Source organism: Ensifer sp. Root278, assembly GCF_001429285.1.
Taxonomy (GTDB): domain Bacteria; phylum Pseudomonadota; class Alphaproteobacteria; order Rhizobiales; family Rhizobiaceae; genus Ensifer.
Genome location: NZ_LMJJ01000044.1, coordinates 68,789 through 83,362, shown reverse-complemented (window position 1 = coordinate 83,362; position 14,574 = coordinate 68,789). Strand labels below are relative to the sequence as shown.

At 61.9% G+C, this 14,574-nt stretch carries 16 protein-coding genes; 7 read left to right on the top strand and 9 right to left on the bottom strand.

Annotated features, from left to right (window positions below):
* The first annotated feature begins 161 nt into the window (after nucleotides 1–161).
* The 5 genes from ASE60_RS32090 (at nucleotide 162) to ASE60_RS32070 (ending at nucleotide 4,210) form a co-directional block, all read left to right on the top strand.
* The gene (locus tag ASE60_RS32090; protein ID WP_057256062.1) at nucleotides 162–806 is read left to right on the top strand and encodes a lysophospholipid acyltransferase family protein; all 645 of its coding nucleotides are present in this window, start codon (nucleotides 162–164) and stop codon (nucleotides 804–806) included.
* The gene (locus ASE60_RS32085) at nucleotides 803–1,753 is read left to right on the top strand and encodes a phosphatidate cytidylyltransferase (protein WP_057255651.1); all 951 of its coding nucleotides are present in this window, start codon (nucleotides 803–805) and stop codon (nucleotides 1,751–1,753) included. Before ASE60_RS32090 ends, ASE60_RS32085 begins: the two co-directional genes overlap by 4 nt.
* Nucleotides 1,750–2,148, top strand: a complete 399-nt coding sequence (locus ASE60_RS32080) for a hypothetical protein (RefSeq protein WP_057255650.1) — start codon at nucleotides 1,750–1,752, stop codon at nucleotides 2,146–2,148. Before ASE60_RS32085 ends, ASE60_RS32080 begins: the two co-directional genes overlap by 4 nt.
* Nucleotides 2,138–2,788, top strand: a complete 651-nt coding sequence (locus ASE60_RS32075) for a CDP-alcohol phosphatidyltransferase family protein (protein ID WP_057255649.1) — start codon at nucleotides 2,138–2,140, stop codon at nucleotides 2,786–2,788. The genes ASE60_RS32080 and ASE60_RS32075 overlap by 11 nt, the downstream gene beginning before the upstream one ends.
* A gap of 234 nt (nucleotides 2,789–3,022) precedes the next feature.
* Nucleotides 3,023–4,210, top strand: coding sequence for a DUF418 domain-containing protein (locus ASE60_RS32070; RefSeq protein WP_057255648.1), 1,188 nt, complete (start codon nucleotides 3,023–3,025; stop codon nucleotides 4,208–4,210).
* Nucleotides 4,211–4,309: 99 nt separating this feature from the next.
* Here ASE60_RS32070 and ASE60_RS32065 read toward each other — a convergent pair whose 3' ends face one another.
* The 6 genes from ASE60_RS32065 to ASE60_RS32040 all read right to left on the bottom strand — a co-directional run bounded on the left by ASE60_RS32065 (nucleotide 4,310) and on the right by ASE60_RS32040 (nucleotide 10,154).
* Nucleotides 4,310–5,947: a CTP synthase gene (locus tag ASE60_RS32065; protein WP_082616291.1), complete on the bottom strand. Its 1,638-nt coding sequence runs from the start codon at nucleotides 5,945–5,947 to the stop codon at nucleotides 4,310–4,312.
* A gap of 138 nt (nucleotides 5,948–6,085) precedes the next feature.
* The gene (gene secG / locus ASE60_RS32060; protein WP_057255646.1) at nucleotides 6,086–6,580 is read right to left on the bottom strand and encodes a preprotein translocase subunit SecG; all 495 of its coding nucleotides are present in this window, start codon (nucleotides 6,578–6,580) and stop codon (nucleotides 6,086–6,088) included.
* A 130-nt stretch (nucleotides 6,581–6,710) separates the two neighbouring features.
* Nucleotides 6,711–7,481 (bottom strand): triose-phosphate isomerase, encoded by a 771-nt coding sequence (gene tpiA / locus ASE60_RS32055; protein ID WP_057255645.1) that lies wholly within the window; start codon nucleotides 7,479–7,481, stop codon nucleotides 6,711–6,713.
* Nucleotides 7,482–7,602: 121 nt separating this feature from the next.
* Nucleotides 7,603–8,937: a bifunctional class I SAM-dependent methyltransferase/GNAT family N-acetyltransferase gene (locus ASE60_RS36255; protein WP_200964221.1), complete on the bottom strand. Its 1,335-nt coding sequence runs from the start codon at nucleotides 8,935–8,937 to the stop codon at nucleotides 7,603–7,605.
* A gap of 59 nt (nucleotides 8,938–8,996) precedes the next feature.
* Nucleotides 8,997–9,482, bottom strand: coding sequence for a GNAT family N-acetyltransferase (locus tag ASE60_RS32045; protein ID WP_057255644.1), 486 nt, complete (start codon nucleotides 9,480–9,482; stop codon nucleotides 8,997–8,999).
* A gap of 192 nt (nucleotides 9,483–9,674) precedes the next feature.
* Nucleotides 9,675–10,154 (bottom strand): hypothetical protein, encoded by a 480-nt coding sequence (locus ASE60_RS32040; protein ID WP_156414764.1) that lies wholly within the window; start codon nucleotides 10,152–10,154, stop codon nucleotides 9,675–9,677.
* Nucleotides 10,155–10,346: 192 nt separating this feature from the next.
* Here ASE60_RS32040 and ASE60_RS32035 point away from each other — a divergent pair, with 192 nt between their 5' ends.
* On the top strand, nucleotides 10,347–10,967 hold the full coding sequence (locus tag ASE60_RS32035; protein ID WP_057255642.1) for a cytochrome b: 621 nt from the start codon (nucleotides 10,347–10,349) through the stop codon (nucleotides 10,965–10,967).
* Nucleotides 10,964–11,563: a YceI family protein gene (locus ASE60_RS32030; protein ID WP_057255641.1), complete on the top strand. Its 600-nt coding sequence runs from the start codon at nucleotides 10,964–10,966 to the stop codon at nucleotides 11,561–11,563. Before ASE60_RS32035 ends, ASE60_RS32030 begins: the two co-directional genes overlap by 4 nt.
* A gap of 35 nt (nucleotides 11,564–11,598) precedes the next feature.
* Here ASE60_RS32030 and ASE60_RS32025 read toward each other — a convergent pair whose 3' ends face one another.
* From ASE60_RS32025 to ASE60_RS32015, 3 genes are read right to left on the bottom strand one after another with little or no spacing between them, the layout of a single operon-like run.
* A complete protein-coding gene (locus ASE60_RS32025) occupies nucleotides 11,599–13,050 on the bottom strand; it encodes an aspartate aminotransferase family protein (protein WP_057255640.1) in 1,452 nt (483 codons plus the stop codon).
* An 11-nt stretch (nucleotides 13,051–13,061) separates the two neighbouring features.
* Nucleotides 13,062–14,072 carry an NAD(P)-dependent oxidoreductase gene (locus ASE60_RS32020; protein WP_057255639.1) on the bottom strand — a complete coding sequence of 337 codons (1,011 nt, stop codon included), beginning with the start codon at nucleotides 14,070–14,072 and terminating at the stop codon, nucleotides 13,062–13,064.
* Entirely contained in the window at nucleotides 14,069–14,509 is a 441-nt protein-coding gene (locus ASE60_RS32015; RefSeq protein ID WP_057255638.1) for an EamA family transporter, read from the bottom strand. The genes ASE60_RS32020 and ASE60_RS32015 overlap by 4 nt, the downstream gene beginning before the upstream one ends.
* Between the last annotated feature and the right edge of the window lie 65 nt (nucleotides 14,510–14,574).

Sequence of the window (14,574 nt, the reverse complement as noted above, 5' to 3'; positions counted from 1 at the left end):
AAGTTGGTCGATTGCAGCCTGGGGTTACGCCGGGCGCAGGCTGAGGGGCAGCGCTTGATCTTATTGTTGCAAGGCATGGAACACATCCGGGGCCGACCGGTACGCTCTGCAAAGCGCGTCGGCACGACGGCCTGTTTATCATCTGGACGTGAGCCCACATGATCCGCGATTTGATGGCCAAGCTGGCTTCCATCGCCATCATGATGTTTGCGCGCGCGCTGACTGCGGCGCGCGCCATCTGGCATGAGACCGGCCTGCCGCCAAAGCAGAGCATCTATTTCGCCAATCATTCCAGCCATGGCGATTTCGTGCTGGTCTGGGCGGTGTTGCCGCCATGGCTTCGGGAACGCGCGCGGCCCGTTGCCGGGGCGGAATACTGGCTGAAATCGAAGCTCTCGGCCTTCATCGGTCGCGACGTCTTCGACGCCGTATTGATCGAGCGCGACGCGGCGGCCCGCACCCAGGACCCGGTCGAGCAGATGACGGCCGTCCTTAACGACGGCTCGTCGCTTATTCTCTTTCCCGAGGGAACACGCAACCAGACCGAGGCGCGGCTCCTGCCGTTCAAGAGCGGGCTCTACCACCTCGCCTGCAAGCGGCCGGACGTGGCGCTCGTGCCCGTCTGGATCAACAATCTCAACCGCGTGATGCCAAAGGGGGAGTTCGTGCCGATCCCGCTGATCTGTACCGTAAGTTTCGGCGAACCGATGCGCCTCAAGGCACAGGAGACCAAGGACGAGTTCATCGCTCGTGCCGAGGCCGCCCTGCTCTCGCTCGCCCCCTCCTCGACGGAAGACAATGCATGAGCGCGGCGAGCCTGGATATGCTCAAACTGCTTCTCGGCGTCGGCGGCATTCTCGTCCTGGCATCGAGCATCGGCTACGTGCTCAAGCAGAAGCTTTCACCGGACGGATCGAACGGCGCGATCGAGAACCTCAACGCCCGCATCAGGGCCTGGTGGGCGATGGTGGTGTTGATTGCCATCGCCTTCGTTGCCGGTCGGGTCGGCGTGCTGCTGCTCTTTGCATTTTGTTCTTTCGCGGCGCTGCGTGAATTCATCACGCTCATCAACACCCGCCGCGGTGACCACTGGGCGATCGCCGCGGCCTTCTTCGTCGTGCTGCCGATCAATTATTTCCTGCTCTGGGCCGAGCAATACGGCATCTATTCGATCTTCGTGCCGGTCTATGCCTTTCTGCTGATGCCGATCATCGCGGTTCTGCACGGCGACACGCGCGACTTCCTGCTCAGGATCTCGGAGGTGCAATGGGCGCTGATGATCTGTGTCTTCTGCGCCTCGCATGTGCCGGCGCTGCTGACCCTGCAGATCCCGGGCTATGAGGGACGCAACGTTCTCTTGATCGCCTTCCTGGTCATCGTCGTCCAATCGAGCGACGTGCTGCAATATGTCTGGGGCAAGCTATTCGGCAGGACCAAGATCGCCCCAACGCTTTCGCCCTCGAAGACGGTCGAGGGTTTTGTCGGCGGGGTCGCAAGCGCCACCCTGATCGGCGCCTCGCTCTGGTGGATCACACCGTTCACGCCCGCCCAGGCGGCGTTGATGTCCTTCATCATCACCCTGATGGGCTTCTTCGGAGGGCTCGTCATGTCGGCGATCAAGCGGGACCGCGGCGTCAAGGACTGGGGCCATCTGATCGAGGGCCATGGCGGGTTGATCGACCGGCTGGATTCCGTCGTCTTCTCGGCGCCGATCTTCTTCCATCTGACGCGCTATTGGTGGTCGCTGACATGACCGCGAAGCTGAAGGGACTGGCGGGCAGCGGCGTCGTGCACGTGGCATTCGCCTTTTTCGCCATGGGCGGCTGGGCGCTTTTCGCCAACCGCCATCACCCGATGCCCAAGCCGCTTCTTGCCGCCGTCATCCAGGGTACGCTCTCGGCGCTTCTGACCCTTTACCTCAAGACAGCGGTCGACGCGCTTTCCCGGCGGTTCCGTGGAACCAAGCGATTGTTCCTGCCGCCGCTCCTCGCCTGTCTCGGCTCGTCGGCGGCGCTCGTGGCAATCCACACGATGAGCGGCACGCCGGAGGTCCTGAGGACGATCGCGTTGCCGCTCGCGGTGTCGACCACCTACGCCGCCATCTACAACTATTCCATCAACCGAGGAGAGCCCGGGCATGACCGGTGACCGCAGGCCGCTCGCAAGCCGCAACACTCGCTGGGCCCAGGCGATCGCCCGCCGCCTGGCATCGATGAACGTCACGCCCAATCGGATCTCGCAGGCAAGCATGCTGGCCGCCGCCTTTGCCGGGCTTGCCTTCTGGCTGACGGGCGAAACCCAGGATGGCGCGAGGGTTACGCTGTTCATCGCTGCCGCCCTCTTCTGCCAGTTACGCCTGCTCTGCAATCTCTTCGACGGCATGGTCGCCGTCGAGGGCGGCAAGGGCGAGGCCGACGGTCCGTTCTGGAACGAGTTTCCGGATCGGGTCGCGGATGTCCTCATCTTCGTCGGCGCCGGATACGGGATTGGCGCCCCCGCCCTCGGACTTGCCGCAGCCGCCTTCGCCGTGCTGACCGCCTATGTACGCGAACTCGGCCGCGCCAATGGCGCCCCGAGCGACTTCTCCGGCCCCATGGCCAAACAGCACCGCATGGCGACAATCACGCTGGCTGCGGTCCTCTCGGCCTTTGAAGGTCTTTGGCTCGGCGACGGTGAAATCCTCTGGGCGGCGCTGCTGTTGATCTCGATCGGCGCGGCCTTAACCGCCCTCCTGCGTGCCCGCCGCCAGATCGCCTGGCTCCGGCACAACGCCACCCCGAAAGGCTGATCGTTCCTTACCGCAACAACTGAAGGGCGCCCGCGCGATAACCCGCAGGCGCCCCTTGACGCTTCGTTGCATCAATTATTAGATTGATTAGTCGCTTTATTAAATTTGAACACTCGACGGGGAGCGGCGTTGCCTGCACCCGCTGGCGATCGAGAGATTCATTTGTCGCAAAAGACTTCTGTTTCAACAGGTTATGGCGCGATCCTCCAGCGCCTGCCGCTGCGGAGAACACAAATGACTACCCCCGACCGCATCGACGATGTCGACGCACTTCGCGGCTTTGCACTGCTCGGAATCCTTCTCGTCAACACCATGGCCTTCGCCTCCGCCTTCTATGGGCTGGAACTTGCGGACCCCGCCTTCACCGGCATGACCGATCGCTCCGTTCATCTGGTGATCGCGCTGTTCTTCGAGATGAAGTTCTTTCTGCTGTTCTCATTTCTGTTCGGCTACAGCTTCACCCTGCAGATGCGCTCGGCGGAAAAATCCGGCGAGGCCTTCGTGCCGCGGCTCTTGCGTCGGCAGGCCGGCCTCTGGCTGATCGGTGTCGCCCATGCGGTTCTGCTCTTCCATGGCGATATTCTCACCACCTATGCCGTGCTCGGCATTGTCCTCCTGATGCTGCGCAACCGCAGCGACGGTGCCCTCTTCCGCCTGGCGAAATGGCTGGTCATTCTCGTCGCCGTCGCCTGGGGCGCACTCGGGATTGCTGCCATCCTGGAACCAACACCGCTTGATCGGCCTGGCATCCTTGCCGCCGCCAAGGCAACCGAACTTGCCTTCCGAGGCGACTGGCAGGCAATCATCGGCCAACACTTGACGGAGCTTTCGTCCGTCTGGGTGATCCTGGGCCTACTGCAGGCACCCTCCGCACTCGCGATGTTCGTACTCGGGCTGATCGCCGGGCGTCACAAGACGCTGGCGCGGCCGGAGGAAAACAAGGCGCTGTTCCAACGCCTGCTGCGCGCCGGCCTGCGGATCGGCCTGCCCGGCGCCATCGTCTATGCCTATGCCAGTGTCGAGATGATCGATTCGCCTGTCGCCATCATCGGGCTCTCGATCGGGCTGATCACCGGTCCGTTCCTGACGGGTGCCTATGTTGGCGGCGTGATGCTGTTCTTCGGAACGAAAGCTGGCCAACGGCTGCGCAACGTGCTCGCGCCTGCCGGCCGCATGGCGCTCTCCAACTACCTCACGCAATCATTGATCGCCGCCCTGATCTTCCATGGCTACGGCCTTGGCCTCATCGGCCAGGTCACACCACTGACAACCGTGCTGATCGCGCTTGGCATCTTCACGGCGCAGCTTTTCACCAGCCGCTGGTGGATGACCTATTTCGCCTACGGCCCGCTCGAATGGGTCCTGCGCTTCATCACCATCTGGCGGGCGCCGCAATGGCGCAAACCGGTCGGCGCGCGCTGACAACACCTCCGACTGACCGCGGGAGCAGTCCAAAACCACCAGCGCACATGAAAAAGGCCGGTCGCGAGACCGGCCTTTCCTGATCGATGCAATCCCGGCTTAGACGAGGCGGGACTGTTCCAGCGCCGCTTCGACGAAGCTCGCAAACAGCGGATGCGGATCAAGCGGGCGCGACTTCAGTTCCGGATGGTACTGAACGCCGATGAACCACGGATGATCCGGATATTCGACCGTTTCCGGCAGCACGCCGTCCGGCGACATGCCGGAGAAGACAAGGCCGCAAGCCTCAAGGCGATCCTTGTAGTCGACATTGACTTCGTAGCGGTGGCGGTGGCGCTCGGAAATATCGGTCGAACCATAGATCTCGGCGATCTTGGTGCTGCCCTTGAGCGACGCGCGGTAGGCGCCGAGGCGCATGGTGCCGCCGAGATTGCCGGAGGCCGAACGCTTCTCGAGCTCGTTGCCCTTCACCCACTCGGTCATCAGGCCGACAACCGGCTCCTTGGTCGGGCCGAATTCCGTGGACGACGCCTTCTCGATGCCTGCGAGATTGCGTGCCGCTTCCACGACCGCCATCTGCATGCCGAAGCAGATGCCGAAATAGGGCACCTTGCGCTCGCGGGCAAAACGCGCCGCATTGATCTTGCCCTCGGAGCCGCGTTCACCGAAGCCGCCGGGAACGAGGATGCCGTGTACCTTCTCGAGATAGGGTGCCGGGTCTTCCTTCTCGAAGACTTCCGATTCGATCCACTCAAGCTTGACCTTCACCCGGTTGGCGATACCACCGTGATACAGCGCTTCGATCAGCGACTTGTAGGCGTCCTTGAGGCCGGTGTACTTGCCGACGATCGCGATCGTGACTTCGCCTTCCGGCGTGCGGATACGATCGGCAACGCGCTCCCAGGCTTCCATGCGCGGCTTCGGCGCCGGCTCGATGCCGAAGGCGGCCAGCACTTCGTTGTCGAGGCCTTCCTTGTGGTAGGCGATCGGAACGTCGTAGATCGAGGCAACGTCGAGCGCCTGGATAACGGCCGACTGGCGGACGTTGCAGAACAGCGAGAGCTTGCGACGCTCGGCTTCCGGAATTTCACGGTCGGCACGAACGAGCAGGATATCGGGATGAATGCCGAGCGCCTGCAGTTCCTTGACCGAATGCTGCGTCGGCTTGGTCTTCAGCTCGCCGGCCGCCGGAATATACGGCATCAGCGTCAGATGGACGTAGACGGCGGTGCCACGCGGCAGATCGTTGCCGAGCTGGCGGATCGCCTCCATGAACGGCATCGCTTCGATGTCGCCGACCGTGCCGCCGATTTCGCAGAGCACGAAATCATAGTCGTCGTTGCCTTCGGTAACGAAGTTCTTGATCTCGTTGGTAACGTGCGGGATCACCTGAACGGTTGCGCCGAGATAGTCGCCGCGCCGTTCCTTGTCGATGATGTTCTTGTAGATCCGGCCGGTGGTGATGTTGTCGGTCTTCGTCGCCGAACGCCCTGTGAAGCGTTCATAGTGGCCGAGATCGAGATCGGTCTCCGCGCCATCATCGGTTACGAAAACCTCACCGTGCTGGGTCGGGCTCATGGTGCCCGGATCAACGTTGAGGTAGGGGTCGAGCTTGCGCAGTCTCACCCGGTAGCCACGCGCCTGCAGCAGTGCTCCGAGAGCCGCTGCAGCGATGCCTTTTCCGAGGGAGGAAACCACGCCGCCTGTGATGAATACATATCGCGCCATGGGAGTCACCGGATACCTTTTAACAAATGATTCCGCCACCGAAAAATTCATGTTCCAGAACTTTTCGTCTTGGGATGGAGGCAGACTTCACACAAAACAAAACCGGCGGATGAAACATCCGCCGGCGGGTTCTTCTGAATTGCGGCCTTATTGGCCGCTGGGAACTTGCGATCCCGAATTGTTGTTGGCGGGCGTCTCAGTCGTTGTGCCGCCTGCCGGAGCTTCGCCCGATGTTGCCGGCGCCGTCGAAGGGACACCGTTGCCAGTCGCAGCGCCGTTACCGGTTGCCGGGGCCGTTCCCGGCTGCTGCTGCGTGGCGCCACCGGCCGGAGCCTGGGTGTTGCCGCCACCGAGCGAATCGAGAACGCCGCCGCCGTTCGAGCTGGTGCCCGGGATACGGTCGAGGATGTCGGTCGCCTGCGGCTGATAGCGAGCGAGGATGCCCATCGCGAGCGCCAGAACGAAGAAGAGCGCGGCGAGGATCGCCGTCGTGCGGGTCAGCGCGTTGGCCGTGCCGCGGGCGGACATGAAGCCCGAGCCGCCGCCGATGCCGAGACCACCGCCTTCGGAACGCTGAATGAGAACGACGCCGATCAGGGCGACGACCACCATGAGATAGATGACGAGTAGTACGGTCTGCATCAGCTTCCAGTCCTGCCCTTGGGGCACACGAATCAAACCATGCGCAAACTCGGCCTGGCCGGGCGCAATTTTTCGCCTCTTTATACCAAGCCGTACGCCATTCCAAGCCCCTGCCCGGCAACCCGGGCGATCAGGCCGTCAATTCTTCATAAGCCCGGTAGATGGCGAGGAAGTCTTCGGCTTTCAAGCTCGCGCCGCCGATCAGTGCGCCGTCGACATTGGCGACGCCCATCAACTCCTTCGCATTGGAAGGCTTGACCGAGCCACCATAGAGGATACGCATCTTGGCTCCCGCGTCGGCAAAGCGCGAAACGAGTTCCTTGCGCATGAAGGCGTGCGCTTCCTCGACATCGGCTGCGGTCGGGGTCAGGCCCGTGCCGATCGCCCAGACAGGTTCGTAGGCGATGACGGTGTCTTCGGCGGTCGCCGCATCCGGCAAGCTCTCGGCGAGCTGGCGCCTCAGGACATCAAGGGTCTTGCCGGACTTGCGCTCGTCACCGGTTTCGCCGATGCAGACGATCGCCACGAGTTCGGCGGCGTGTGCGGCTTCCGTCTTCGCACGCACCAGCGCATCGCTTTCGGCATGATCGGTGCGGCGCTCGGAATGACCGACAATGACGTGGGTGCCGAAACAATCAGCGATCATTTCGGCGGAAACGTCGCCGGTGTGGGCGCCCGACTGCTTCTGATGGCAATCCTGCGCGCCGATCAGCAACGGGCTATCGTCGCAAAGCGCCGTCGCCACGTAGAGCAGGGTCGCAGGCGGGCAGATCAGCGTTTCGACCTTGGCGGAGAGTTCGCCCTTGACCCCTTCGGCCATCGCCTTGATCTGATCGAGCGAGGCGCGGGTTCCGTTCATCTTCCAGTTGCCGGCGACGAGCGGGCGGATATCGGGCGTCATGCAGTTTCCTCCGGATGCTTTTCTCCCGAAGCGGCCTAGCAAATGCGGCCGGCAAATAAAAGCGCTGACGGCGATTATTCCCGACGGCAGGGCTGGTTGCCTGCCCCGCCGCAAAGACACCTCATGCGGCGCGCGTCATCTCGACCACGGCAAACGGCAGCCCTTCGTCGTCGGTCGCCTTGCGTGCGGTTTCGACGAAACCGAGGCGGAGATAGAACGCGACCGCCGCCTGGTTGTCGGCATACACGCTTACATCCAGTCGCCCGAGCCGGGCGGTAGCATCCTCGACAAGCGCGCGACCGATACCGGCACCGCGAATGTCCGGATCCACGAACAGCCCGCCGATGAAATTCCCGATCAGCCCGATGAAGCCCACGACCTTCCCTTCGATTTCGGCGACCCAGTTGTCGGCCATCGGCAGGTAGGTGTCGCGCACCACCTGCTGCTGCTCGACAAGGCGCGTCTCGCCGAGAAACGGATGACCGAAGCGCGACGCCGCGAGCCAGATTGCCAACAGCCGCTCGCCCTCCTCGGGGCGCCAGGGCCGGATGGTGATGGGCTTGGCGCCAGCGACCGCCCGGCCCCTGCCCCCCGCTCCCTGCTTCCCTTGCGGCTGCAATGCCGCAATCGCATACATAAGCGGCAGGCTTGGCATGGTTGCAGGCGGCGCCATACGCCGGCCACCAAGGTCGCGCATGCCTTCGAAACCGATCCAGCCGTTGGAATAGGGATATTCCGTCAGACGCTCGATCCGGAGCCCGGCATCGATGAGCGCCTGGATCACATCCGCGATGCCCCAGTTGAACTCGAAAGATGGGTGGGGATTGCTAAAGCCCACCACACCCTCCTGGTAGCCTCCGGCCGCAAGACCGGCACCGGAATCCGCAACATAGTCGCCGACGCCCGCTTCGGCGACCGGTTCCTTCGGCGCGTAGTCATAGTGCGGCTTCCAGCTTGGGTCGAAGACCATCGCGAAGGGATGGAACTCGATGAAGGCGAAGCGCCCGCCGGGCTTGAGTACATCGGCGATACCGCGCGCCCAGACCCCGAGGTCCGACAGCCAGCAGATGGTGCCGTAGGACGCAAAGACGCGATCGAACCGCCGTTCGTCTGCGCGGGCACGCTCGAACCATTCGAACAGGTCGGACCGTTCGAATCTGGCCGCGATCCTGCATTCTTCGGAAAGCCGCGTGGCGAAGGCGATCGCCTCATCCGAGATGTCGACGCCGGTCACATTCGCGCCGAGGCGCGCAAGGCTCAGGCTGTCCTGGCCGGAGTTGCATTGGAGATGGAGGAGGTCCAGCCCGGCGATATCACCGAGCAGTTCGATTTCCTCCGGATAGAGCGTGGAGCCCCCGGCACGGAAAAAGGCCGCCTGGTCGCCCTTATGGCTGTTGTGCGCGACTGTCGCCGCATTCCAGGAGAGGCGATTGGCCTCGTGTAGATCGTTACTCATAGTCTACTCATGAAAATCGTGCGGCAGACACGGAGCCAGGGCCCCATGCTGCACTGTTTTTAGAATTTCAGCACCGCCTCAAGCTCGTCATCATAGTGCTCGCCCGTCAGCTCAAAGCCGAGACCACGATAAAATCCTTCAGGGCTGCCGGAACCCTGTCCGTAACTCGTGTAGAGTTCGCGAAGACCGCGCGCCTTCAGATCACGAACGACAAGGGCGATCGCCTGCTTGCCAAAGCCCTTGCCCTGGAACGGGCGGGCAATCATGAAGCGCCAGAGGTAGACGCCGGGGCAATCGATACCGTCGTCCCAGTCGGATCCTTCATGCAGCATGATGAAGCCGACCAGCGTCTCTTCGGCATAAACAGCGCGGAACCAGGCATTCTCGGAAAAATGCGCCTCGGCAATCGAGGTGCCGTTGTCCGCCACCATGTTGCGCTGTTCGTCGCTTAGCGTTTCGCTGAGCTCGCAGACGTCGCAGACGGTCAGGGCTGAAATGCGCCGGAGGGTAATTTCGGCATCAGACCGCAATACGATCTCATCCATTGGAAACTCCCAAGAAAAATCAAAATGTTAAAAAAGAGCCGGAACCAGAACGGTCGACTTCGGATCACCCGCTAAAGGGGCAAACGGCACGCATGATGAAATCATGGCGAGAAAACGCCTGACCGTTCGCGATAGCGAACGGCGCTGGACTCCGGTTCGCAGATGGTCCTGGTCTAGCCTAGAAACCCAACGTCACTTTGGTCGGCCTGCTGACGGATGTGTACCGCCGTTCTCCAGGCCGGCAATCGCCGCGTGAACGTCCGCCTCCACGTCTTCGTCGAACTGCTCGAAGATCGCATCGCCGATCAAGCCGTGAACCTCGCGCAGGTAAGGGGCAGCCGCCTCGCCTTCGCCAAGAGCGAGGTAGGAGCGTGCGATCGAAAGCGACGAAAGCGGCTGGCGCCGCTCCAAGGTCCACTCGCGGGACAGCAGCGAGACGGCGATGCTCTCGCGGTACTGCCCGGCATCGCAAAGTGCCGCGCCGTAACCACTCTTGATCCAGTAATACATGTCCGTGAAAGCGAGGTGGGCATCGGCTATGTCGGATGCCAGACGCCAGGCATCGATCGCCTCGCCATATTTGCCTTCGGTTCCAAGGCGGATGCCCGTGCGAGCCAGTTCATAAGCCTCCCGCTCATGCGGACTCATTGGTGTCGTTTTTTTCTTCGTCATGTACGCCAGCCCAACTGCTTCCGGGAACAACCCCTCCGTGTCCCCTTCCACCGCAAGTGGACCACAGCTTGCCGACGTCAACAAGATCGCAGTGCAATTTTACGGTATTATCGGCGAATAAAAACATGAGCTCATGGGTCTCACCGCCGTAACCGAGTTGTAGCGGCCGGGCTGGCGACCACGGAGACGAACATGTTGCGCAACGACAAGGCCGGGTTCGGCTGGGTCACCATCATCCTTCACTGGACGATTGCGGCGATCATCCTTGCCTTGCTCGCACTCGGCTTCATCATGCGCCGGGTTCCGATCGACCCAGTGCTGCAGTTTTCGCTGTACCAGTGGCACAAGTCGCTGGGTTTCACCGCGCTTGGCCTGGCGGTGGTGCGCGCCCTCTGGCACGTGGTCGAGCTTCATCCGAAGCCGCCGGAAGGCCTCAGCCCCCTTGAGCAGAGCGCAGGCAGCGTCACTCATATCGTGCTCATGGGGCTTGCGCTCGCTGTCCCGCTTGCCGGTTGGGCCGTCGCATCCACCTCGACGCTGAACATCCCAAGCTTTTACTTCAACTGGGTCGTCATACCGCATCTGCCGATGGCGAAATCGGCACCGGCTGAGAACCTCTGGACGCTCGTCCATATGACGCTCGCCTATCTGCTCCTCGCCTTTGTGACGCTTCACGTATTGGCCGCCCTCTACCACCACTTTGCGCGGCGGGACGACGTCCTCGTCCGCATGCTGCCAACCGGATCGCGCCGCCATAAACGCTCCCAAACGGCGGGCGCGAATCCGGTCATCGCTGGAAGGAAGAAACCATGACACTGCGCTTGCAACCATCACCCAGGGCAGTTGCACTCGCCTTGCTGGCTGCCATGTCCGTCAGCCCATCGCTCGCTGTCGGCGCCGCGCCAAACCTTGCCGATGCGGCCGGAAACTACGGCATCACGTCCGCTTCCCGTATCCATTTCACGGTAGCACAAGCAGGCGGCGGAGGAATCGCCGGCGACTTCGGCAAATTTTCCGGCAGCTTCCGCATCGACCGAAATGATGTCGACCACTCGACCGTCGAGTTCACGCTCTATCCGGAAAGTGTGAAAACGGGAGGGAAGCGGACCGAGGATTTCCTGAAGTCCAGCGCCGTTTTCGACACCGCGAACTACAGCACCGTCACCTTCCGTTCGACGAATGTGAAGCAGACCGGCCCCGCTACCGCGGCGGTCGAGGGAACGTTGACCGCCCGCGGCACCTCGCGAAAGGAACGCTTCTCGGTGACGCTGCTTGACTGGAACCGCGGCTCGATCGCCTTCAACATCCGCGGCAACATCCACCGTTCGCCCTATGGCATGGATGTCGGCACGCCGATCTATTCCAACGTCGTCGAGTTCGACATGAATATCAAAGGGCAGAGGCGGTGAACGCCCCTGCCCCTTTCTGAACGCAAGTCCTTGGCTCAGCCGATCTGGCTGCCGACGAAATCCTTGACGATGCGCACGATACCGCGGCCGAGCAGGTCGTCGAGCGCCGCGATGAACTGGTCGACATGAGCGCGCTCGCAGATCAGCGGCGGCTCGAGCCGGATGACGTTGCGATTGTATTCGGTGAAGGCCACCAGCACATCGTAGTCGCGTAGGAGCAGCGCGCCGATGAAGCCGGACAGCGAACCCTTGAGTTTGTCGTCAAGCATGGAGACGACGGGGCGCAGCACCATCGGCAGCGTCTGGCTGAAGTCCTGGAACTCCAGGCCGACCATCAGACCCTGGCCACGAACGTCCTTGATGATCTTCGGGTATTTTTCCTTCAGCGCCTGCAGGCGATCGATGAGATAGTTGCCGCTGTCGGCGGCGCGGTCGATCAGGTGCTCGTCATAGAGCACATTGATGCCTTCGATTGCCGTCACGCAGGCCTCTCCCATGCCGCCAAAGGTCGCCATGGCATGGATCATTGCGGTCTTCGACGTGCCGTAGGCCTTCATATAGACTTCGCGACGCGCGATCATCGCGCCGACGGCTGCCTTGCCGGCGCCGAGCGACTTGGCGAGCGCTGTCACGTCAGGCACGACACCATAGTGCTCGAACGCATAGAAGCGGCCGGAGCGACCATAACCGCACTGCACCTCGTCGGCGACCCAGAGCACGCCGTACTTGTCGCAGAGCGCGCGAAGCTTCTGCCAATACTCGGCCGGCGCCTGGATGATGCCGCCGCCTCCCTGGATGGTTTCGAGCACGATGACACCGATTTCAGGATCGGACTTGAAGGCGTTTTCCACCGCGTCGATATCGGCGAATGGCACGCGGACCGTATTGTCGGTGAGCTTGAAGTCGGCGCGATAGAGCTGGCCGTCGGTGATGGCGAGTACACCCTTGGTCTTGCCGTGGAAGGAATTCTCGGCATAGACGACCTTAGGCCGCTTTGAGCCGGCGGCGCGCTCGGCGAGCTTGACGGCAGCCTCCATCGCTTCCGAGCCGGACGAGCCGAGGAAGACCATGTCGAGGTCACCCGGCGAGCAGGCAGCGATATTCTTCGCCAGCGCCGCCGCGTATTGCGACATGAAGGCGATAGCGATCTCGTGACGCTTCTCGTCCTGGAACTTCTGCCGCGCTTCAAGAATGCGGGGATGGTTATGGCCGAAGGCCAGCGAGCCGAAGCCACCGAAGAAATCGAGGATCTTGCGGCCGTTCTGGTCGGTGTAGAACATGCCCTCGGCGCTTTCGATCTTCACCTTGTGGAAGCCGAGAAGCTTCATGAAGTGAAGCTGTCCGGGGTTCAGATGCTCCTTGAAAGCCGTGGTGATGTCGCCGATCGACATGGCCTTTGCCTGTTCCACGGTGATCAGTTCGGGCTTTGTCACACCACCATCGAGCGAAGGGGCGGCAACGGCGATACGGTTCGGTATGTCCAGCATGGTGTCTCCCCTCATTCGGCCGGCACGGCGAAGGCGGCGGTGGCCGCGGCACCCATTTTCTTTGCCCGATATTCGTCATAGGCGGCGACCAGCATGTCGCCATCATTGTATTCCGCACGCCATCCGAGCTCGCGCTTCAGCTTGCCGGTCTCACGCACGCACATCTCGTCGGCGATCAGATACTGCTCCGGATCCATGATCGGCTTGTTGATCAGATCGAAGAAGGCCAGCGTCTGCTTGACCGCGAAGGCGGGCGTCGGCAGCAGGAACGATTTGGAACCGGCGTGCTTGATGAGATTGCCGAGCAGGTCGCGCACCGAGGGCGGATTGTCGGAGCCGAGATTGTAAGCTTCATTCGGCACGCCACCCTTCCAGGCAAGGCGCGCAGCTTCGGCGCAATCGAAGACCGAGATAAACTGATACGGCACCTTGCCCGAGCCGATCATCGGCACCGGCAGGTTCATGTCGATCAGCTTGAACAGCTTCTCGAGAATGCCGAGACGACCGGGCCCGATAATCAGGCGCGGGCGGAAGATCGAAATGTTCATGCCCTGCTTGCGCCATTGCACCGCAAGCTGCTCGGTCGCCCATTTCGACTTGCCGTATTCGCCGAGCGGCTTTGCCGGATGGGTTTCGGTCTGCGGCGATTGCACCGTGTGGCCGTAGATCATGTCGGTGGTGAACTGCACCAGGCGCGATGCGCCGGCGGCGTCCATGGCCTTCATGATGTTTTCGGCGCCGTAATAGTTGACGGGCCAGAAGAATTCCCAGCGCTTCGAGCGGATCTGCAGCGGCGACAGCATCTTGGCCGCCATATTGTAGACCATGTCATCGGGACCGATGCCGACCTTCTGTACAGCCTTCAGGTCAGTGACGTCGCAATGGACGAAGCGGGCGCGGCCGTAATGCGGCAGGTCGGACTTGACGATATCGGCGATCACCACGTCCTCGCCGTCCTTGACGAGACGTTCCGCCAGATGACGGCCAACGAAACCGTCGCCACCAAAGATGATGTGTGTCATGACTTGCTCCCGAATTCTGCAGTGCTCACCCCGGCTGCATCCGCCGGCTTGTCATCGGCGTGGGATGAGATGCCCGACTGGGCGATAAGAACGGTTCCGGCGCAGATCAGCGCGATGCCGGCGATGCGCCAGGCATTGAGGTCTTCGCGAAAGACGAAATAGGCAAAGACCGCGACCGCGACGTAAGCGAGGCTCAGGAACGGATAGGCAAAGGAAAGCTCGACCTTCGACAGCACATAGAGATGCGACGCCATCGAAATGACGAAGGTCGCGAGGCCGGCAAAGACCCAGGGGTTGAAGACGATCTGGAACAGCCGGACGATCGCCGTTTCAGCGGTCATCGAAATCGGCCCGAGCGTCAGCATGCCCTGTTTCAGCATGAGCTGAGCGGCAGCGTTGGTAAGCACCGTAAAGAGAATGAATGGAATATATTTCATTGTTTTACTCCCAGTCCCGCAAATGTACTTACGGGCAAGAGACGGATTTTCCGTGAAGTTTGAAA